This is a genomic window from Mojavia sp. (genome assembly GCF_059505145.1).
Genome location: NZ_JCACKA010000102.1, coordinates 1 through 19,257 on the forward strand (window position 1 = coordinate 1; position 19,257 = coordinate 19,257).

16 protein-coding genes are annotated in these 19,257 nt (G+C 42.8%); 10 read left to right on the forward strand and 6 right to left on the reverse strand.

Annotated elements, in window-relative coordinates; genetic code table 11:
• Positions 1–325: 325 nt before the first annotated feature.
• The 4 genes from AC5JL8_RS28460 to AC5JL8_RS28475 all read right to left on the reverse strand — a co-directional run bounded on the left by AC5JL8_RS28460 (position 326) and on the right by AC5JL8_RS28475 (position 7,098).
• Positions 326–5,635, reverse strand: a complete 5,310-nt coding sequence (locus AC5JL8_RS28460) for a translocation/assembly module TamB domain-containing protein (protein ID WP_495883038.1) — start codon at positions 5,633–5,635, stop codon at positions 326–328.
• A gap of 156 nt (positions 5,636–5,791) precedes the next feature.
• Complete coding sequence (locus AC5JL8_RS28465) at positions 5,792–6,211, reverse strand: hypothetical protein (RefSeq protein ID WP_495883039.1); 420 nt, start codon at positions 6,209–6,211, stop codon at positions 5,792–5,794.
• Between the two features lie 130 nt (positions 6,212–6,341).
• The gene (locus AC5JL8_RS28470; RefSeq protein ID WP_495883040.1) at positions 6,342–6,476 is read right to left on the reverse strand and encodes a hypothetical protein; all 135 of its coding nucleotides are present in this window, start codon (positions 6,474–6,476) and stop codon (positions 6,342–6,344) included.
• 169 nt (positions 6,477–6,645) lie between these two features.
• On the reverse strand, positions 6,646–7,098 hold the full coding sequence (locus tag AC5JL8_RS28475; protein WP_495883041.1) for an acyl-CoA thioesterase: 453 nt from the start codon (positions 7,096–7,098) through the stop codon (positions 6,646–6,648).
• Positions 7,099–7,174: 76 nt separating this feature from the next.
• Here AC5JL8_RS28475 and AC5JL8_RS28480 point away from each other — a divergent pair, with 76 nt between their 5' ends.
• The 5 genes from AC5JL8_RS28480 to phaC all read left to right on the forward strand — a co-directional run bounded on the left by AC5JL8_RS28480 (position 7,175) and on the right by phaC (position 11,600).
• Complete coding sequence (locus tag AC5JL8_RS28480; protein ID WP_495883042.1) at positions 7,175–7,774, forward strand: TetR/AcrR family transcriptional regulator; 600 nt, start codon at positions 7,175–7,177, stop codon at positions 7,772–7,774.
• A 41-nt stretch (positions 7,775–7,815) separates the two neighbouring features.
• Positions 7,816–8,613, forward strand: a complete 798-nt coding sequence (locus AC5JL8_RS28485) for a peroxiredoxin-like family protein (RefSeq protein ID WP_495883043.1) — start codon at positions 7,816–7,818, stop codon at positions 8,611–8,613.
• 299 nt (positions 8,614–8,912) lie between these two features.
• Positions 8,913–9,929, forward strand: a complete 1,017-nt coding sequence (locus AC5JL8_RS28490; protein WP_495883044.1) for an SDR family oxidoreductase — start codon at positions 8,913–8,915, stop codon at positions 9,927–9,929.
• Position 9,930: 1 nt separating this feature from the next.
• On the forward strand, positions 9,931–10,551 hold the full coding sequence (locus tag AC5JL8_RS28495; RefSeq protein WP_495883045.1) for a poly(R)-hydroxyalkanoic acid synthase subunit PhaE: 621 nt from the start codon (positions 9,931–9,933) through the stop codon (positions 10,549–10,551).
• The gene (phaC, locus tag AC5JL8_RS28500; protein ID WP_495883046.1) at positions 10,539–11,600 is read left to right on the forward strand and encodes a class III poly(R)-hydroxyalkanoic acid synthase subunit PhaC; all 1,062 of its coding nucleotides are present in this window, start codon (positions 10,539–10,541) and stop codon (positions 11,598–11,600) included. Before AC5JL8_RS28495 ends, phaC begins: the two co-directional genes overlap by 13 nt.
• 228 nt (positions 11,601–11,828) lie before the next feature.
• On the opposite strand, the gene AC5JL8_RS28505 is transcribed toward phaC, so the two are convergent.
• A complete protein-coding gene (locus AC5JL8_RS28505; protein ID WP_495883047.1) occupies positions 11,829–12,092 on the reverse strand; it encodes a hypothetical protein in 264 nt (87 codons plus the stop codon).
• Between the two features lie 184 nt (positions 12,093–12,276).
• On the opposite strand from AC5JL8_RS28505, the gene phaA reads away from it, so the two are divergent.
• The 4 genes from phaA to AC5JL8_RS28525 are packed head-to-tail and all read left to right on the forward strand — an operon-like array spanning position 12,277 to position 16,011.
• Positions 12,277–13,473 (forward strand): acetyl-CoA acetyltransferase PhaA, encoded by a 1,197-nt coding sequence (gene phaA, locus AC5JL8_RS28510; RefSeq protein ID WP_495883048.1) that lies wholly within the window; start codon positions 12,277–12,279, stop codon positions 13,471–13,473.
• A 3-nt stretch (positions 13,474–13,476) separates the two neighbouring features.
• A complete protein-coding gene (phaB, locus tag AC5JL8_RS28515; RefSeq protein WP_495883049.1) occupies positions 13,477–14,199 on the forward strand; it encodes an acetoacetyl-CoA reductase PhaB in 723 nt (240 codons plus the stop codon).
• Between the two features lie 48 nt (positions 14,200–14,247).
• On the forward strand, positions 14,248–15,102 hold the full coding sequence (locus AC5JL8_RS28520) for an alpha/beta fold hydrolase (RefSeq protein WP_495883050.1): 855 nt from the start codon (positions 14,248–14,250) through the stop codon (positions 15,100–15,102).
• A gap of 60 nt (positions 15,103–15,162) precedes the next feature.
• Positions 15,163–16,011 (forward strand): M48 family metallopeptidase, encoded by an 849-nt coding sequence (locus AC5JL8_RS28525; RefSeq protein ID WP_495883051.1) that lies wholly within the window; start codon positions 15,163–15,165, stop codon positions 16,009–16,011.
• Positions 16,012–16,155: 144 nt separating this feature from the next.
• On the opposite strand, the gene AC5JL8_RS28530 is transcribed toward AC5JL8_RS28525, so the two are convergent.
• Positions 16,156–16,701, reverse strand: coding sequence for an NADPH-dependent FMN reductase (locus AC5JL8_RS28530; protein WP_495883052.1), 546 nt, complete (start codon positions 16,699–16,701; stop codon positions 16,156–16,158).
• 542 nt (positions 16,702–17,243) lie between these two features.
• On the opposite strand from AC5JL8_RS28530, the gene ftsH reads away from it, so the two are divergent.
• On the forward strand, positions 17,244–19,133 hold the full coding sequence (ftsH, locus tag AC5JL8_RS28535) for an ATP-dependent zinc metalloprotease FtsH (RefSeq protein ID WP_495883053.1): 1,890 nt from the start codon (positions 17,244–17,246) through the stop codon (positions 19,131–19,133).
• Positions 19,134–19,257: the final 124 nt, after the last annotated feature.

Here is a 19,257-nt window from a genome sequence, read left to right on the forward strand (position 1 = left end):
GCGCAGGGCTGCCCCTTTTTAAGGGGGTTGGGGGATCTGAGTGCGTAAGTTCTGATCTTTTCTCTTAGCCGAAAAGTATTGAGCTAGCAGTAACGAAATTGAAATTGCATCCTTCTAGCTGGAGAGAGCGATCGCCTATGCAAGGGGCTTCTAAGTAAAAAATATTACATTGCTTGGATGGCAGCGGAGCACGAGAGAAGTGACGGGTACGCAGGGGTCTCTCCAAGTGAAGCAACTTCGGAGAGCAGGGGGAGGGAAAGCCGTTTTGAAGGAGTAAAATTGGATAATTTATTTTTTTGAGTTCCCTATAATCAAAGCAATACAATTAAAATCGTGTTTCATACTCAACAACAGCGCGGCTTTCATCTCCTAAATTGGTAGAACCGCGCACCAGGATTTCATCATTGACACGATAAATGACGTTGTAACGGAAAGGTTCATCGCTAGCAAAAACCCGCGATAAAGAGACAGAAAAAGCATTCGATACATCAAACACAGCCTCTGCTGCTAAACCAAGTACCGAAGTACTCCTGGTGGCATTAGTTACAATAGTCGGGAATAACCGTAGTTCACTCAAGCCGATAGTTTCACCAATTTGACTAATAGTGCCTTGCAAGTTAGAGAAAATTGCCGAACCAGCCAAGTTAACTAGCCCTAAGCCTGCATCACCTTGCCCCAAATTATTAATAAAGGAGCCTCCTATTAAAGCAACGATTTCCGCTTCACTGCGACGCGGCTCACTAGTCAAGTCGAGATTATCAGATAATTTACTGGCTGGCCCTTTTGCTGTTGCTTGAATACGAACCGTGTTTAAAGTACCGAAGTTGATTGCAGAAATATCTTCAATCTCGCTAGATATAGGTGAAGTTCGAGCGAGGCTACCCCTGACTTCTGGGACAATTGTTACTAGCCGGACATCTAAATTTGGGTCAAAACCTTGGCTGGGGATAAATGTTGCGGTTTGTTCGTAACCACGGGCTAATGTAAACTGGGTAGTAAATAAATTTACTTGACCCCCCCGCAGCCGAATCTCTCCTTGGGGGCGAGGTTTAGCCAAGGTTCCATTGAGAGTGATATCACCCTCCGCGACAAAGCTGAATAATGGCTGACGTGTAACACGAACATCGTTATCTAAAATTAACTGTAAATTGGCAAATTCTATAGGTGTTCTCGTTGCATTTGCTGGGGGAGTTGCTGGACTCTCTGTTGTAATAGAAGTGTCACCAGTCACAGAAGTGTTACCAGTCACAGGTTCTACTGTTCTTAGTACTGTTTGTTGCGAAGTTGTTCTTGTTGTACGTCTTCTGCCAGAAGTAGCAGCAGTAGCTTGTCCTAGCGATACCTCTCCATTATTTAGCCTAATTTCGCCACCAAGTTGAGGAGCAAATGCTGTTCCGGTAATTACAGCGTTACCGCTAACTCCGCCTTGATATAGTCCTTGAAAATTGAGCCTCAAGTTATCTAATGCGACAGTCAGAGGATTTGTGGCTGCTTGTTGTTGAGCATTTTGAGTGGCAAAAATTGGTAGAATTCCCGCCGCAGTTAATTGTCCCCGACTGTATTGCCCTTGCAGATTCTCGACAATCAGCCGATCGCCTGCAAACCGCGCTGTTCCTGTAACATTTGTTAACGGTTCTGAGAGGCTTTGGACATTGATTGTGGCATTATTCACCGTGGCAATACCAGTTGTCACCGGTCGGTCTAATGTTCCCTCGACTTGCACGTTGACTTGTCCCTGGCCATCTACCCAACTAACTTGATTGGTCAATAAGTTTACTAATGCCAAACCTTCATCTTGCACGTTAGCTTGGATGCTAATTTGATTGCTATCTGGCTCGACTGAAGCAAATGGCAACTCAACGGGGATATTACCACTAATTTGTATAGGTTGTGTACCCCTAACTAAAATATTGCTGCCAAAATTCAACCGAGCATTATTATAGTTAAAATCCAATTGTGCTGACTGCACAGATTGATTATTTAAACTAGCATTTAATAATGCTAATTCACCTGTAGCTTGAGGATTTTCCAAACTACCCGCTAAAGTAACATTCGCATCCAAATTACCTGCAACATCTATAGGTAATTTTGGTAAGAAAGGTTTGACATCTGCAATACTTAAATCTCGAATCTGCGCTTGTCCAGAAATTGTTTCTTCGCTTAACTGCCCATTAAAAGCAAGGAGTGAATTGTTAACATTCAACCGCAGGGGTTGTAAGCTTAAAACTCCATTTTCATAATTGCCACTAGCGACAACTTGATTAATATTATAATTGCCCCATACCCAGTTAGACCCTGTAAAATTAAATCCAACATTCAAGCCCGATCGCAAACTGCCTGTTACAGCCAACTTACCGCTGATTATGCCTTGCAATTCTGCCAGGGTAGGTATGCGAGATGCTTGCTTTTGCTCCTGCATTCTTTGTTGTACAACTAAAGATTGGATTTTTGAGAAGAAATCCAATTGAGCAAGTAAGTTTGTATTTGGTAAGCTTACAGGCTGAGTTTGCAATGCCTCAGCGTCAGCCAATTGTGGAGGCTGCAATCCAGTGTTGAGATCTCGAAAATTATAGACACTTAATGCTTGTAACAGGTTTTGAATTCTAGCTTGATCGAAGCTAACTTCAAATTGAAATGGATTATTGCCTCTAGTTGGTAAATTACCACTGAATAAATAACGACTTTCACCTTGCCGTAATTCACCATTAGTTAAAGTAGCTGTACCGTCTCTAAAACTGATGCTACCACGAAACTCATCTGCTGCTATTCTGCCAATTCTTGGTTGAGCGATCGCTACATCTCCTGCCAGACTATAATCATTTAAATTAATTGCTAAGTTTCCTGATAATTGTCCAGAAACGCGTCCTAAATTAGCATTAGCAGGTAAGAAATTTTCAGCTAGAGATATCGGAAAATCTTGGAAGTTTACCAACAGATTTTCACCGACAGTTCTACCACTAGCTACAGCGCGATCGCGTCTGATATTAAATGCAGTTGGGCGATTATTTGCACCAAGGGAAACAGAAATTAAGTCTTGTTTACCCGTAACTTGAAGTTGTGTTCCTTGTCCTGGCTGATAACTCACATTTCCTGTTAACACAGGGTCAAATCCTAAACCATTTACCGCTAGATTTTGCAACTGAATATTTCCGTTAGCAATCGGGCTAGTAGGCGTACCCGATACTTGTCCTGCAAAATCAACTGTACCCGCCAAGGCAATATTACCTGGAAGATTAAATGGCAAATTTTGCAAATTATAATCTTGTGCCTGTATATTCAGGTCTAACCCTGTGATTTGTGGATTCGGTTGCAACGCTACAGCAATATTACCAGCCGCCCTCAAACCCGGTGCAGTTGCTTGTGAAATTTGTAGGCGATCGCCATTCCATTGAAATTGGGCAGTTAATGGTTGTGAAAGTACCGCTAAACCTTGAGAAAATCTCACATTACCTGCGGCTTGAATATTTTGTGGTTGAAATGAAGCAGTAGTTCCCGCAACGGTTACATTGCCGTTGAGCCGCCCACGCAAATTTTCTGATAATTTATTTAGTTGAACTTGAGAAATATCAGCTACAGCTCGCCAACGACCATCATCCAAGCTGATATTGTTGAGGTTAACTACACCTTGCGCCAAACGCAGATTTGCCTGTCCCGCAGCTTGAATGTTAGCCAAATCAAAAGATTGCGTATTCCCTGAAATCTGCACATTACTACTAACAATCTGTCCTGGCACATTGTTAGCAAAACGATCAAGCTGGATTTGAGAAGCATTTGCTACAGCTTGCCAAAGACCATTATTGAGGCGAATATTTCTGAGGTTGATTCTACCTCCTGCCAGATTTAAATTCGCCTGCCCTGAAGCTTGAATGTTAGGCAGAGCAAAAGATTTTGTAGTTCCTGATAAATTGAATTCGCCGTTTAAATTGCCTTGAAACTGAGGCGGTAACGTTGTACCAGGGTTTTCTGGATTGCGCGTAGCTTGAGCTAAACTATTCAATGGAACTTGGGAAGCATCAACAAAAGCTTGCCAGCGATCGCCTACAACTTTTCCACGTGCTGCAACTGTACCCCCCGCCACCTGAAATACAGTATCTTGAATCTGGATATTTCCCTTATTAACTGCTAATTCGACTTTACCGGGATAAGTCGCTTGTGGTGCTTGAATTTGCACCAGAGTTTGTAAATTATTGAGATTTCCCGAAATTTGGGTATTTGCTGAGACAGTACCAATGCGAATGTTAGGAAGACTAGCGTTATAAGTTTGAGCGATCGCATCTCCTGGTACATTCTTTGCTTGCAAATTTACTGCAACTTTCCCCTGCTTTCCTAACCCAACTCGACCGCTACCAGTAATTTGTCCACCTAATGTTGGCGTAGCTTGAATTTGGGAAATAACAATTTCCTGGGGTGTTCCTCGAAACTGAGTGCTAATTTTCTCAAAATTAACGCGGTCAATAACAGCAGGCTTAATCGTACTTACCGCACCTGTTACTCTCGGCTGTCTGATTGCACCTTGCAACTTGATATTTGCAGTGAATTCTCCAGCAGTGGCGATCGGTAGTTTAGCATTGAAAGTTTGTAAAAGGTTTTGGATGGTAACAGCTTTGACATTAGCTGTAACGTTATAACCAGTTTGAGTATTTATCGCCCCGTTGATTTGCACTGGAATGTTTCCCAAGCGTGTAGAAACATTTTCCAGTGCAACCTGCTCACCCTGGAATTGTAATTTACCGATAGTGTTAGTTATTTTCGTCGGAAAATTATTAATTTGTGCTGCTACTTGATTAATACCAACCGTCCCAAAAATCGTTGTTTCCTGCTGATTTCGTCGTAAATTAACTGTTAAATCGCCATCTATAGTTCCAGCTTGTAAACTAACTGGTGTCTGCACTAATTGCGACAGATTAGACGCTAGCAAATCATTAGTGCGAATTTTGAGTGTTGTTTGTGATGTTTTGGGAAGCGACTCTCCAGCAATCTGTAAACTCCCCCCAGTAAGAGCTTGAGCGCTAGCATCAAAGTTAATTCGTTGATTTTGCTCCAAAAAACGCGCAATACCATTAACTTGATTGAATCCAACTGTGACTCTAGGTTTGCCTAGTTGAAGAGATGGCGACAACACTAGAACAGCATTTCGCACCCCAAGCGTCTCTAGTTCAGTTTTAATAAAACCAGCGCGTTCTTCAGTTGCATTATTAATTCTAGTTGAAACCCAGCGCCCCTTTTGATCCTGTTCAATGTAAACATCTGGCTGAACTAAGGTAACCTTTAGCTTTAAAGTTCGATTAAAAACTAACTGCCAGGGATCAAATCCTACTTCTACTGCTTGTGCTGTCAGTCGGTCTGGATCTGTTGCGGTTGCAGGTACTGATGCTGAACCAAAACGCAGACTACTAGGCGAAAAACGTTGGACTTCGCCTAACTTTACAGGTCGCCCTAGCAACTGCAAAAGATTAGTTTCAATTAGCGGCGCTAAATCTTCACGAACAAAAATACTAGCCCACCAAACGCCCCCTATAATTCCAGCTAGCAAAATTAAACCCAGAGCAATACCAGTACGAGTTAATAACACAAGCCATAAACGGCGATGCGAATTTAGTTCTGGTTGTTTGCTGGAATTAGGAGAGCGTGTCATCTCTCATCCTCTAATAATAGGGTCTTTGAGTAATAGCTGCCTTCTTTGGTGTCAGTTTTAATTACCTGCTCTATTTAGACTGCCTTAAAATGCTGATTTTGCAATCTTCTTTGCGATAGATTGCACATTTTGCACAACTACTTTAAGTATTGGATATTATTCAGTTGGGCTAGGTTCTCGCCGCCACTGTTTGAGGATTAGCGCTGACCAGATGATAAATCCTAATATCGCTAAACCAGTCATCCCATCAGTCCAAATAAAAAGATGCATTTTCGCAGAGAATTGTGAAAAGCTTCCATAAAGATAATGTCCTGGGCTTGCTAGACCTGTTAGTGAGTAGGCTAACAAACAGCCATAACACAGCCAAAACTTTCGATATTTATATAACCAATAGGCAATAATTCCCACACCTGTCAGAATGAGCCATGATTGATAAATTGAAGGCGCAGTAATCCAGTTGGGCTGTGGGTATCGCTCAATAAATAGATAATTATCTGTAAAATGAATGCCTGTAGAAATGATGCTGGCAATTAGTAGAATTTTCAATAATCTTTGACCCTTAACCTCAAGATTCATAATCAGGTTTCCTCAAATTGAATATTCCTAACTGCACACCAGCGATATATAGCAGAAGGCAGAAGGCAGGAGGCAGGAGGCAGGAGGTAGAACTATTACTATCCCTAGCATTCACGCTTGTCATTATGTCCTAACCTATGTGACTACGGCTATACATTGCTACAACTAAATCGAAGCTGACACAAGCGATCGCATACCCTACGGGACTAAATGCTGCACTTTGATTAAATATGTGCAGTCCGATGTCCCAGAACGGATGAGCCATCCAACCTCATATTAGCCACCATTTTGAATAACACAGTCCCAATAAAGCAAGTGCAACCACAAGCCCAACTGCTAGGAAAAGTGATTCTTGGTTTGGTCGAATTCGGGCGAGGGTAAGAAACGAAACTGCACTTACTAAACCAAACAATATCCCAAAAATAATTACTGTTTTATGACGCACTAATCAGTGAGTTAGCACTTTGAGTCTCCCCCGCTGAATGCACATAGGGCAAGAATAAAGACCTTTCTTCTGGGCTTAATCGCTTTGGACGCATCGTTTGTTTATCTACAAATAATCCTTTCTGCCATCCCTGCGCTGCTAGTATTCTCTGTTGGTTATAAAAACAAAAATGCATAATTGCAGAGGCCTTATTCAATTGTGAAATCCACATTTCTAGCTGCACACATTCACCTAAATATAGTGGTGTTTTATAGACGATGTTGGTTTCAACTAGCACTGGTGCAAATCCATGCTGAACAATTTCTTGCATTGGCATTCCAATCGCTTGGAGCAGTTTTGTGCGTCCAATTTCCATCCACTGAATATAGACACTGTTGTTTACGTGTCCAATAAAATCGATGTGAAAGGGATACACCTGTAACTCAACAGCAATTTTTAGCATTTTTAGTCCTGTTTGTCACCGACTAGTGACAAAGTATCATAGTCACTAGTCGGTGACAAGTAGATAAGAACAATTTATGGCGCGAGACAGAGACAAAGAAGAAACGAAAGCACGAATTCTGGCAGCAGTTGCTAAACTCTTGGCAGAATCAGGCTTTCAACAACTAGGGATAAATGCGATCGCCCGTGAAGCTGGAGTTGATAAAGTGTTGATTTATCGCTATTTTGAGAATCTTCCCTCACTGCTACAAACCTTTGGCAAGGAAGGTAACTACTGGATTACAACCCAAGAGTTAATTGCAGATGAAACAGTCATTGATGCTGAATCTTTGGCTGATTGCATGGTTTTGTTACTTACGCACTTCCTGTATGACTTGCAAAAACGACCTATTACGCAAGAAATTATGCGTTGGGAATTACTTCAAGCCAATGAGTTAACGCGTGAGTTGGCAACTGTGCGCGATCAAGTGGCGATTGAGAGTTTAGAATTTCTCAAGCAGAAGTATTCCTTCCCCCCAGATCAAGATATCCCTGCCATCAGCGCAGTTTTGATTGCTGGAATTGTTTATCTGGTGATGCGTACCAAAGTCAGCGATACATTCTTAGGAATTGATTTTAGTTCACCGACCGGATGGCAACGTATAGAAAAGGCAATTGCATCTATACTTTCAAATTAAACTAAAATTGGATAGCTAAATAGCAGTTAATCTCTTGTGTAATGAATCCCTACACTATCCTTAATCAGACCGAACTTCAGCGTGTTAGTGATGGCATGACCCGACCCCTACTAGAAAATTGCGAGACTGCCTCACATATCCTTATTTTAGTCTGGCCACAACTTGGGGATTTTGATAGTCTTGAATATGCGTGGTGGTTACAGCGCCAAGCTAAAAAATTGTCAGATGAAAAACTTGCTATTCGTGCAGTGGGAATTGGCGATCGCGCCTCTGGAACAAGATTCTGTGAATATACAGGATTTCCACCCCAAAATTTATTTGTTGAACCTAATGCAGAATTACATCACCAACTCAAACTTTATTCAGGTCTGAATCTTTCTCTACCTGGAATTTCTCAGTCTCAGAAAGCTTGGCTAAATCTACTGTTAATGTGTGCAGGTTTTGGAAGTCCTGGAACGCTAAGAGAAGTTTTTCGAGGATACAGGGGAGATCGTCAAGCCCCTCAACTCATTGAAGATGATGAAATTATTCAAGGTACTCCTCTACCTGCTTTTGGTGGCTCGTTTTTCCGATTAGCTGGCGGAAGTGGATTTCAACGTCCCTTTGAATTAGCTACTCTACGGCTACGGAATATGGTGGAAGTTCTGAGCAATTGGCATACTTATGTACCTAATTCTGCCTACTTAACTCAGCGTGGTGGAACTTTTCTGTTTGATACTAAAGGCCAGTTACTTTACGAACATCGAGATCCAGGAATTCTGGGCTTTGCTGCTAATATGAGTCAGCCCCTATCATTTTTATCCTTTATGGAAACAGATAGTTTAACCTCAACTCACTAATTCCTAATTGCTATTTCAATAATATCTAAGACAACGAGCGATCGCCTATTTCTTAGGATATGAGGAGTTTGAAAACACACCCTAGAACCCTCATTAAAAAAGTTAGTTTGTATAATTCATCTCAATTAACGCAGAGATATATACAGTCCTAATGATAAGTCTTCAACTGGATATAATATTAGCCCTATCTTGCGACAGATGCTAAGGGTTGCTGACACAGAGATACTGGATGAAGTAAAGCTTTTTTAAATTTTATTGCTAATCGTTACTGAAAATACTTAAGAATGGAGTAATAATTCATGCAGTTGAAGCCGATCAATCAGCAGGTTGTTGTGGTCGTTGGCGCTTCTAGCGGGATTGGGCGTGAGACAGCTATTGAGTTTGCCAAACGAGGGGCAAAAGTAGTGGCTTCCGGCCGCAGTGAGGCGAAACTAGCGTCTTTGGTGGATGAGATTCGCTCATTTGCAGGTAAGGTTACGCCAGTCATTGCTGAAGTGGCAGTATTTGAGCAAGTAAAAGCGATCGCAGACAAAGCTGTAGAAACTTATGGACGCTTGGATACGTGGGTTCATGCTCCTGCAACTGTGGTCTTTGCTCCATTCGACCAAACGGCCCCAGAGGAGTTTAAGCGTGTCATTGAAGTGAGCTTATTGGGACAGGTTTATGGAGCAATGGCGGCACTTCCTCACTTAAAACGCGAGGGACGGGGAGCGTTGATTCATCTTTCCTCAATTGCGGGAATCCGATCGCTGCCTTTGCAAAGTTCTTACTGTTCAGCAAAGCATGGGATCGAGGGCTTTTTAGACTCGCTGCGGGTTGAGTTACAGCATGAGGGCATTCCCATCAGTGTAACGAGTATCAGACCATCGGTGATTAACACCCCCTTCTGGAACAATGCCCTGACGAGAATCGGGGTGAAGCCAGGCGGGATACCACCGTACTACGACCCCAGATTAGTGGCTGACGCTATCCTCTACACTGCCACCCATCCCACCCGTGATTTCTTTGTAGGAGATTCCGCTAGGGTGTTGGATATGTTGCAGCGAGTTTCTCCTCCATTAGCCGATTCTCTATTGCAACTCATCGGCTTTCCTCTCCAGCGATCGGATGAGCCAAAGTCAGAGGATGCACCAAACAACTTATATGAGCCTGTGCCACAGCATACAAGAGTGGACGGAGATTACAGCCATTTGGTGATCCCAACCTTTTTAGATTGGTTGGATAAGAATCCAATTTTGAAGTGGGGATCGATTGGCAGTGTAGCCGCCTTAGCATTAGTGCTAATTCAAACTTTACAAAGCGGAGAGAGCCACTAAGATGCAGCAATCTGAAGTGTGGCAACTCTACGCAAAGGGGCTGCAAAAGTTAAGTCAACTTTGGCTAGAACCACTTTGGGAATCGGTAGAATCCTTAAGCCGGCAGCCAACAGGCGATCTGAGTGCATGGATTGAGTTGCTCACCCCTTCAACTTTAGAAAACGTTTTGCAAAGCCCAAAGTTGGGATATAGCCGTGAGTTTACTCATCAGCTGTTTCAAGGTATTGATGCCTGGATTAATCTTCAAAGAGCAAGTATTGACTATCAACTAGTGCTACTGGATGTCTGGGCGAATGCCTTTGAAAAACTGCTGTTGACGTTGGCAACGTCTGAAGAAAACCATCAAACACTGCACCAGTGGCAACAGCTTTTACAACTTTGGAGTAGTATTTTTGATCGAGAATTTGCACAAAAATTTGCTTATGAGGATACGCTGCAAATTCGCGGAAAATTTTTGTCTGCAAGCATGGCTAACAAACTCCGTCAACAACAATTGATGGAAATATTGCTTAAATTAAATGATTTACCCACTCGCAACGAAGTAGACGAAATTCACCGTAGTATTTATGACTTGCGTAAGGAACTTAAAAGTTTGAAGAAACAGCTTGAATGCAACAAGTGACTGAACTAACCCAAAAACTGATTACAGGCATTGAGATTGCTAGCCGCTTCCGAGAAGAAGAAATTACCATCGGAGTAACGCCCAAGGAAACGATCTACCAAGAAGACAAAGTTGTATTGTACCGATTTACGCCGACCGTACAACAGCAGTTAAATATTCCGATTCTGATTGTTTACGCTTTGGTGAATCGGCCTTACATAGTTGATTTGCAGGAGAAGCGATCGCTCGTTGCCAATCTACTAAACTTAGGTTTGGATGTTTACCTAATTGATTGGGGATATGCTACTCGCGCCGATCGCTGGTTAACGCTGGATGATTACATTAATGGCTATCTCGACAATTGTGTTGAAGCAATCCGCGATCGCCTTAACATTGAGCAAATTAATCTGCTAGGAATTTGCCAAGGCGGTACGTTTAGCTTATCTTATGCCGCTCTCCATCCAGAGAAAGTCAAAACTTTGATCGCAATGGTGACTCCAGTTGATTTTCACATCCAAGAAGGGTTGCTAAATCTCTGGAGTGGATGCACCTTAGGCATTAAGGCATTCGATGTGGATCTGATGGTGGATACACTCGGCAATATTCCCGGTGACTTTTTAAACCTGGAATTTTTGATGCTCAAACCCTTTGCGTTAGGCATTCAAAAGTATGTCGATCTTCTAGACATAGCTAACTCTGAGGAGAAAATTCTCAACTTCTTGCGTATGGAAAAGTGGATTTTCGACAGTCCCGATCAACCAGGGGAGGTGTACCGTCAATTTATTAAAGACTTTTACCAGCAAAACAAACTCATTCAAGGCACGTTTGAGCTTGGCGGAAAGCCAGTAGATTTAAGAAAAATTTCCATCCCCATTCTAAATATCTACGCGGAACACGATCATATTGTTCCACCAGCTTCTTCTTTGGCTCTTGAGCAGTATGTTGGTAGCCAGGATTATACAGTGCGATCATTTCCCGTAGGACATATTGGGATGTACGTCAGCAGTAAAGTACAGCGAGATTTACCACTTGCGATCGCAGATTGGTTAAAGACAAGATCATCTAATTAATTCTTAGTTTGTAAGTTGAATTACACAATTTTCTTAAGAAGTGCTCTTTCTTTGGATAGATGAATAGGGAAAATAAAAGTAACAAAATTAAATTTTAGTTGGTAAAGTTATGTAAAGTAAATCATTGCTTAGAAAGGAATTTCCAAATGCTCTAACAAAAATTTCTATAATTAAAAGATTCCCCAAGTTGGAATCTTGGGGATTATTATTGAAGCTCAATTATTCAAATTACCCCCGACGCATCATAGTGAAATAATTATCCCATAATTTTCTTTGTGTCTCAATCGAAAGGCGGGACAAAGAAGTTTGTAGCTCCAGTGAGCCTTTTACTATATCTTCTTGAAATTTTAGTACATCATCAAAACTCTGACGAGCATTGGAAATATTGAAATTTTCCATCCCTGGCATCATGGAAGTCCAATTTGAGAAAAAACGCCGTTGTGCCTCAGTGACTTGATTAAGAATTTGCTCGAAGTTATTCATGGCATTCATTAGCTTTTCTCCAATTTTGTTATTGAATATTAATCCTGTTTACAACCTTACTCAATAGTAATTGATAAATAATGTAAGTTACTGAACATTAAAAAGCTAATTTGATGATTTAGTTAATCACCAAAAAATCAAGATTAGTGATTTGAATCCCAGGCAGTTATTGTTTCAAATATGATGAGGGTAAATGCAAGAAGCATATATTGTTTCAGCAATTAGGACACCACTTGGTCGGTTTGGTGGTGCGCTTGCCAATTTCTCTCCGGTGGACTTGGGCGCGATCGCCATGCAAGCTGCGCTAGAGAAAGCAGGAGTTCCAAAAGAGGCAATTGATTTATACATTTTTGGTAATGTGCTTGGGGCAGGACATGGGCAATCCTTACCTCGGCAGGCAGCATTCAAAGCTGGAATTCCAGAAACTGTTAATGGCTATGCCGTAGATATGGTTTGCTCCTCTGGCATGATGAGCCTGATGAATGCAGCGATCGCTATTCGTTCCGGTGAAGCCGATATTGTGTTGGCGGGTGGCATGGAATCGATGTCGCAAACGGGTTTTTTCTTATCGCATCGCGCTCGCTGGGGATACAAAGCACTGCTGGGAGCGCCAGAGCAACTAACTGATATTTTGTTGCATGACGGACTCACCGATCCCACAACGGCTGAAGTGATGGGAGAACAAGCCGAACGGCTAGCGATCGCCTACCAAATCACACGAGCTGAGTTAGATGAAGTGGCGTTATATTCCCAGCAACGGGCAGCGATCGCCACAGAAAAAGGTTGGTTTGAGTCGGAAATTGTGCCAATTGAAATCACCGATAAAAAAGGGACGCGATTACTAGCTCAAGATGAAGGAATCCGCCCGGAAACGACTTTAGAAAGCCTTGCTAAACTCAAACCCGCCTTTAGGGAAGATGGCGTATTTACCGCAGGCAACAGTAGCCAAATTTCCGATGGCGCAGCAGCGATCGTCTTAGCGAGTCAAGCAGCAGTAGAACAATATGGACTCAAGCCTCTAGCACGAATCATGGGGGGGACTTGGGTTGGAGGAGAGGCGTGGCGGTTCCCCGAAGTGCCGATTCAAGCCGTGAACAAGCTGCTGGACAAGCTCAAGCTGAGAATCTACGATTTTGATTTGTTCGAGAATAATGAAGCATTCGCTCTCAGCAGCGTGCTATTTCATCGGGTATTAGGCATTCCTAGCGATAAGTTGAATGTCCACGGTGGGGCAATCGCCTTGGGTCATCCCATTGGCGCATCGGGAGCCAGAATTATTGTCACGTTACTCAATGCCCTCCAACAGCAAAACAGACCGCTAGGGCTGGCATCTGTTTGTCATGGTACGGGTGGGGGAACAGCGATCGCACTCGAAAGGATAGGAGCATAAGTAATGGCATTCTTGGGACTAGAGGAGAAAGTCGTGTTGGTGACAGGCGGTAATCGCGGCATTGGGGCAGCGATCGTCAGCCTTCTGGAGCAATTGGGAGCCAGAGTCGCCTATACTTACCGCAGCGAACCAAATTACCAAAGTGGCGCATTAGCAATTCAGGCAGATGTCACTGACTCCGATGCAATGGCAGCTGCTACAGACCTGATAGAGCAAAAATTAGGGCCTATTTATGGGGTAGTGGCGAATGCGGGAATTACTCGTGATAACTTGTTCCACAAGCTAAACAGTCAAGATTGGGATAGCGTCATCGACACAAACCTTAAGGGTATCTACAACACATTGCTGCCTATCCTCCCCAAATTGTATGAGCAGGGAGAAGGCTCACTCGTTGGCATCACATCCATTTCTGGAGAACGGGGCAATCTTGGTCAGACGAACTATGCAGCATCCAAAGCAGCTGTGATTGGATTGATCAAGTCTTTGGCAAGGGAGGCAGCGCGGTATGGGGTACGCGCAAATGCTGTCTCGCCGGGATTCATTGAGACCGATATGGTGAAGTCTATTCCCGATAAAGTCAAAGAACGAATTGTGTCAGAAATTCCGTTCCGTCGCTTTGGTAAACCGGATGAAGTGGCTTGGGCGGTAGCATTCCTGCTTTCTCCGATCGCTAGTAGCTACGTCACAGGTACAGTGTTGCGAGTTAACGGCGCTCATCACACTTAAAGCGTCTTATCAAGTCAGAATCAAGCTTAAATTAACCTGGAGCAGAACGTGGTAACAACAGTTGAAGAGCGACAAATTAACATTGATGGTTTATCCATCCGCTACTTGCAAGCAGGTCAGGATGGCTTTCCTTTAGTGCTGTTGCATGGAACTGGAGAAAGTGCGATCGATTGGTCTTGGGTAATTCCCAATTTGGCGGATAACTATCGGGTTTACGCTCCCGACTTTCCAGGCAGTGGCGGTAGTACTAAACCTACCCGTGAATATTCTCTAGAATTTTTCACCCAGTTCGCAATCAATTTCTTAAACGCACTGGCGATCGAACAAGCCGTGCTGGTAGGAAACTCCTTGGGTGGTTTGATTGCCCTGCGAATTGCTTCATCGCACCCTCAACGAGTTGCCGCCTTGGGTTTAGTCGATAGTGCTGGACTGGGAGAAGCTGTCAATCCTCTTCTATCCCACCTGACTATCCCATTGTACGGAGAGATTGCCCTTGCAGGCTGTAAAACACCTATCGGTGCTAGCTTACGTACGCGATCGCGTGCCGCCCTACAGTTCGCCCATCCCGGACAGATTCATTCTGCTTGGATTGCCGAACAGGAACATTTATCACAAATGCCTGGATTTCTAGAAGCGACTCTATCTTCTTTACGCGCTCAACTTACCCCCTTAAAACAACATGCAGTGATGGTTGATGTACTTCCACAATTACAGATGCCGACGTTGATTGTGTGGGGTGCAGATGACCTGATTTTTCCGAAACAGCAAGCTCAAGCTGCTGTCGAACGTATACCACAGGCATATTTGAGGTTAATTCCTGATTGCGGTCATATCCCACCGCTCGAACGTCCTGAACAGTTTACCGCAGCTTTGAGGGAATTTCTCACAAAAATAAATCTCTAAGTAGATGCATCAGCAGAGTGTTCTGCAATCATGAACACCATAGTTAACTGCAACTGAGTTATGTTAAATCCTTTAACTCTGATTTCCCCTCGTTTCCAACGCCGATGCTTGTATTTGTGTCTGTCAGCTTCGGTTTCACTTGGCATTGGTGTAGGTTTACCGCACAAAGCACAAGCAATTCCGGTGTTTGACATCCTCATCCAGGGAGCGCAGATATTACAGTTATCTAATGTTTCCGATAAACAGGAAGTCCAACTGGGCAGGGAGATTAATCAGCAACTAGTTAGGAATGAGATTCAACTTTATACCAATCCTAATGTTAATCGCTACGTCAATCAAATTGGTCAGAAGTTGGCGGCAAATAGCACTCGCTCTAATATTCCTTACAAGTTTCAGGTAGTTAGAGATAATAGTGTTAATGCCTTTGCGACAATGGGAGGCTATGTTTATGTTACTACCGGATTGCTGAGAGCCGCAGATAATGAAGCTCAATTAGCAAGCGTTATAGCTCACGAAATCGGTCATATCGTCAACCGCCATGCATTAGAACAGATGCGACAAACAGCGATCGCTCGTGGTGTTGCTAGCGCGGCTGGTTTAGACCGCAGTGCAGCAGTTCAAATCGGTGTAGATCTGGCACTGCGACGTCCTAATAGCCGTCAAGATGAATTGGAAGCTGATCGAACAGGACTGCAAATGTTAGGACGGGCTGGCTATGCTCAGTCGGCGATGATTGCTTTTATGCAAAAGTTAGTCAATCAGCGATCGGTGCCGACATTTTTGAGTACTCACCCAGCAACGAGCGATCGCATTGCTGCACTAAGACGTAATATTAATCCTCAAAAAGCTAATGTAGGTGGTGGTTTAAATAAAACCGCTTATCGGGCAAGAATTCAGCCTTTAAGTTAATCAATAAATTTACCTAAAATATCTTATAAACGTACTACAAGAGCATAGGAGCTGGGGAATAAAAACTAGTATTTTTTACTCAGCACTCAGCACTCAAAACAAAGAAAGGGAAAAAGTAATATCTCTTTCCCTGATATTTTGTTTCTAATTAACTCCTCGCAGCTTGCGAGTATTATCAACTAAACTCTGAGCAAATTGATCAAACCGTTGGGAGAGTTTTTCATCTAGTAGTTTACCTTCAGGACTGAAAGCACCCCAGGCTTGTCCAATAGCAATTTGTTCTGGAATCACCCAACCATGCACCCACCGAATAATTAGCCGGAGTTCATTTAGGGCATTGCTATTAGACTGTCCCCCCAATACGCTAACCAGTCCTGTAACTTTATCAGACAGCTCATCAAAGCTCAACAAATCTAGTGTATTTTTCAACACACCACTAACGCCACCATGATATTCAGGCGTTGCCAAAATTAAACCATCAGCCTGAGTAACTTTATCCCGCAACCGTTGAACATCCGGGTACTCTGGATATTCCTTGCCACCATTGCAAAACGGTAGCTGCAACTGACGCAAATCAAGAATTTCTACTTCTGCACCTAGCGCTTCTACCCTTTGCGCGGCTATTTGTAAAGCAATTTGGGTATAGGAGTTGGGTCTTAAACTACCACCAATGCCAATAATTCTGACCATAAATTCACCCACAAACTAATAACGCAATTTACAATTAGCTACATCACCAAACTTGTTGAAAAACGGAATCATTACGATTATGCTTATCTTAGCGATTTGTTGCGTAATATGTCAAATTACAGTTCACTAGAAAATTTAACGATTAATGAGTGAAAAACACAGCTAAGACAGATTTTTGTCAGAATAGTTAATAAGCTGTTATGCATTTAAATGGCACAAAGCGAGCTGCTATGTAGTCATAAAAATTGCCGACAGAGGATTTTACTATATTTAAATTTTAAATTGCTTATGGACACTGCCTGATCATGAATGTAACCACTGACTTATCCTCAAGCTATAAACCAAGTCTCATTTTCATGTCACCAAGAAGTAAAAGTGATAGGGTGTATTCCTAAAAGCTTATGGGGAGAGACTGGGGAATGCTTTTGTGTGAAAGTTAGACTAGATTAGAAAATAGTTATTTCCAGTTATTGCGATTTTTGCTAGAAGAATAGGCATAAAAACAGCGCTCAGCTTTTGCCAGCAGACAAAGGGTAATTATTATGACAATTTTAAGGAAAACGGCATTGAATAAACAGCAATCGGCAAAGCGTGTTCCTTGGGCTGGCGCATTAGCAGCCAGTGTAATCTTATTGCCAGGGATTTTGGGGGGCAATCCTGCTTTAGCACAAAAAGCAGAGCGCGACACCTTAACTTATGGCGAGTTGATTAAAAGAACAGATAACGGAGAAGTCGCAAAAGTTGAGCTTGACGAAGCCGAAAATATAGCAAAGGTATATTTAAAAGGGCAAAAGCCAGATTCACCGATACAGGTGAGACTTTTGGAGCAAAACACAGAGTTGATCAATAAACTCAAAGAAAACAATGTTGATTTTGCCGAGGTTTCCTCCGCTAACAGTAGAGCTGCTGTGGGTTTATTGATCAACCTGATGTGGATTTTGCCACTGGTAGCTTTAATGCTATTGTTTTTGCGCCGCTCCACTAATGCTTCTAGCCAAGCGATGAACTTTGGCAAATCTAGAGCTCGCTTCCAAATGGAAGCAAAAACGGGAGTAAAATTTGAAGACGTAGCCGGAGTTGAAGAAGCGAAAGAAGAATTACAAGAAGTCGTCACTTTCCTCAAACAGCCAGAAAGGTTTACCGCAGTAGGCGCACGTATTCCTAAAGGAGTACTGTTAATTGGCCCTCCCGGTACAGGTAAAACCTTATTAGCAAAAGCGATCGCCGGGGAAGCTGGTGTACCATTCTTCAGCATTTCTGGCTCGGAATTTGTAGAAATGTTTGTCGGTGTGGGTGCATCGCGTGTGCGCGACTTGTTTAAGAAAGCTAAAGAAAATGCCCCTTGTCTAATATTTATCGATGAAATCGATGCTGTAGGCAGGCAAAGAGGTGCTGGTATTGGTGGCGGTAACGACGAAAGAGAACAAACCCTCAACCAACTACTCACCGAAATGGATGGTTTTGAAGGTAACACAGGCATCATTATTATTGCTGCTACCAACCGCCCAGATGTTCTTGATGCCGCCTTACTCCGACCTGGCCGCTTTGACCGCCAAGTAATGGTTGATGCACCAGATCTCAAAGGGCGGCTAGAAATTTTAAAAGTTCATGCGCGCAATAAGAAAATCGATCCTAGCGTTTCTTTAGATGCGATCGCTCGCCGCACTCCTGGATTTACAGGCGCAGATTTAGCGAACTTGCTCAACGAAGCAGCGATTCTCACTGCTAGAAGAAGAAAAGATGCAGTTACCATCCTAGAAATTGATGATGCCGTGGATCGGGTAGTTGCAGGTATGGAAGGAACCGCCTTGGTGGACAGTAAGAGCAAGCGCTTGATTGCCTATCATGAAGTCGGACACGCTTTGATAGGCACTTTGCTTAAAGACCACGATCCAGTACAGAAAGTTACACTTATCCCACGGGGACAAGCACTCGGTTTAACTTGGTTTACTCCTAACGAAGAACAAGGATTAATTTCCCGTTCCCAAATTAAAGCTAGAATTGCTGCTACTTTGGGTGGTCGTGCTGCTGAGGAAATTGTTTTCGGTAAGCCAGAAGTAACTACAGGCGCAGGGGACGACTTGCAAAAAGTTACTAATATGGCGCGACAAATGGTAACACGATTTGGAATGTCCGATTTAGGCCCATTATCTTTAGAGAATCAGCAGAGTGGAGAGGTATTTTTAGGACGCGATTGGATGAATAAATCAGAATATTCTGAAGAAATTGCTTCCAAGATTGATATGCAAGTTCGGGAAATTATCAGTCATTGCTACCAAACAGCAAAAGAAATACTGCAAGAAAACCGCATCGCTTTGGAGCGTCTCGTAGATTTGTTATCAGACCAAGAGACAATTGAAGGCGAACTATTCCGCAAAATTGTTGCCGAACATACTCAAGTAACTGATGAGAAATTAGCTGTATCTCATTAGTATCTGGTAAATATACAATATTGATGACAAATGGTTAAAGGGGAAAGGAAAGAAAAGTCCGCCCCTTTTATCTTTACCTGGCTTTTGATAGAAATCTTATAGCTAATTGTCGATATGAACCTAA

Bases quoted from the DNA above. Each gene is read 5' to 3' on its own strand.
- AC5JL8_RS28505 (WP_495883047.1), bottom strand. From the start codon at position 12,092: ATGAATGCCATGAATAACTTCGAGCAAATTCTTAATCAAGTCACTGAG.
- phaB (WP_495883049.1), top strand. From the start codon at position 13,477: ATGGCATTCTTGGGACTAGAGGAGAAAGTCGTGTTGGTGACAGGCGGT.
- AC5JL8_RS28530 (WP_495883052.1), bottom strand. From the start codon at position 16,701: ATGGTCAGAATTATTGGCATTGGTGGTAGTTTAAGACCCAACTCCTAT.
- AC5JL8_RS28480 (WP_495883042.1), top strand. From the start codon at position 7,175: ATGGCGCGAGACAGAGACAAAGAAGAAACGAAAGCACGAATTCTGGCA.
- AC5JL8_RS28460 (WP_495883038.1), bottom strand. From the start codon at position 5,635: ATGACACGCTCTCCTAATTCCAGCAAACAACCAGAACTAAATTCGCAT.
- AC5JL8_RS28490 (WP_495883044.1), top strand. From the start codon at position 8,913: ATGCAGTTGAAGCCGATCAATCAGCAGGTTGTTGTGGTCGTTGGCGCT.
- AC5JL8_RS28465 (WP_495883039.1), bottom strand. From the start codon at position 6,211: ATGAATCTTGAGGTTAAGGGTCAAAGATTATTGAAAATTCTACTAATT.
- AC5JL8_RS28485 (WP_495883043.1), top strand. From the start codon at position 7,816: ATGAATCCCTACACTATCCTTAATCAGACCGAACTTCAGCGTGTTAGT.
- AC5JL8_RS28475 (WP_495883041.1), bottom strand. From the start codon at position 7,098: ATGCTAAAAATTGCTGTTGAGTTACAGGTGTATCCCTTTCACATCGAT.
- AC5JL8_RS28525 (WP_495883051.1), top strand. From the start codon at position 15,163: ATGTTAAATCCTTTAACTCTGATTTCCCCTCGTTTCCAACGCCGATGC.
- phaC (WP_495883046.1), top strand. From the start codon at position 10,539: ATGCAACAAGTGACTGAACTAACCCAAAAACTGATTACAGGCATTGAG.
- AC5JL8_RS28495 (WP_495883045.1), top strand. From the start codon at position 9,931: ATGCAGCAATCTGAAGTGTGGCAACTCTACGCAAAGGGGCTGCAAAAG.
- phaA (WP_495883048.1), top strand. From the start codon at position 12,277: ATGCAAGAAGCATATATTGTTTCAGCAATTAGGACACCACTTGGTCGG.
- ftsH (WP_495883053.1), top strand. From the start codon at position 17,244: ATGACAATTTTAAGGAAAACGGCATTGAATAAACAGCAATCGGCAAAG.
- AC5JL8_RS28470 (WP_495883040.1), bottom strand. From the start codon at position 6,476: ATGGCTCATCCGTTCTGGGACATCGGACTGCACATATTTAATCAAAGT.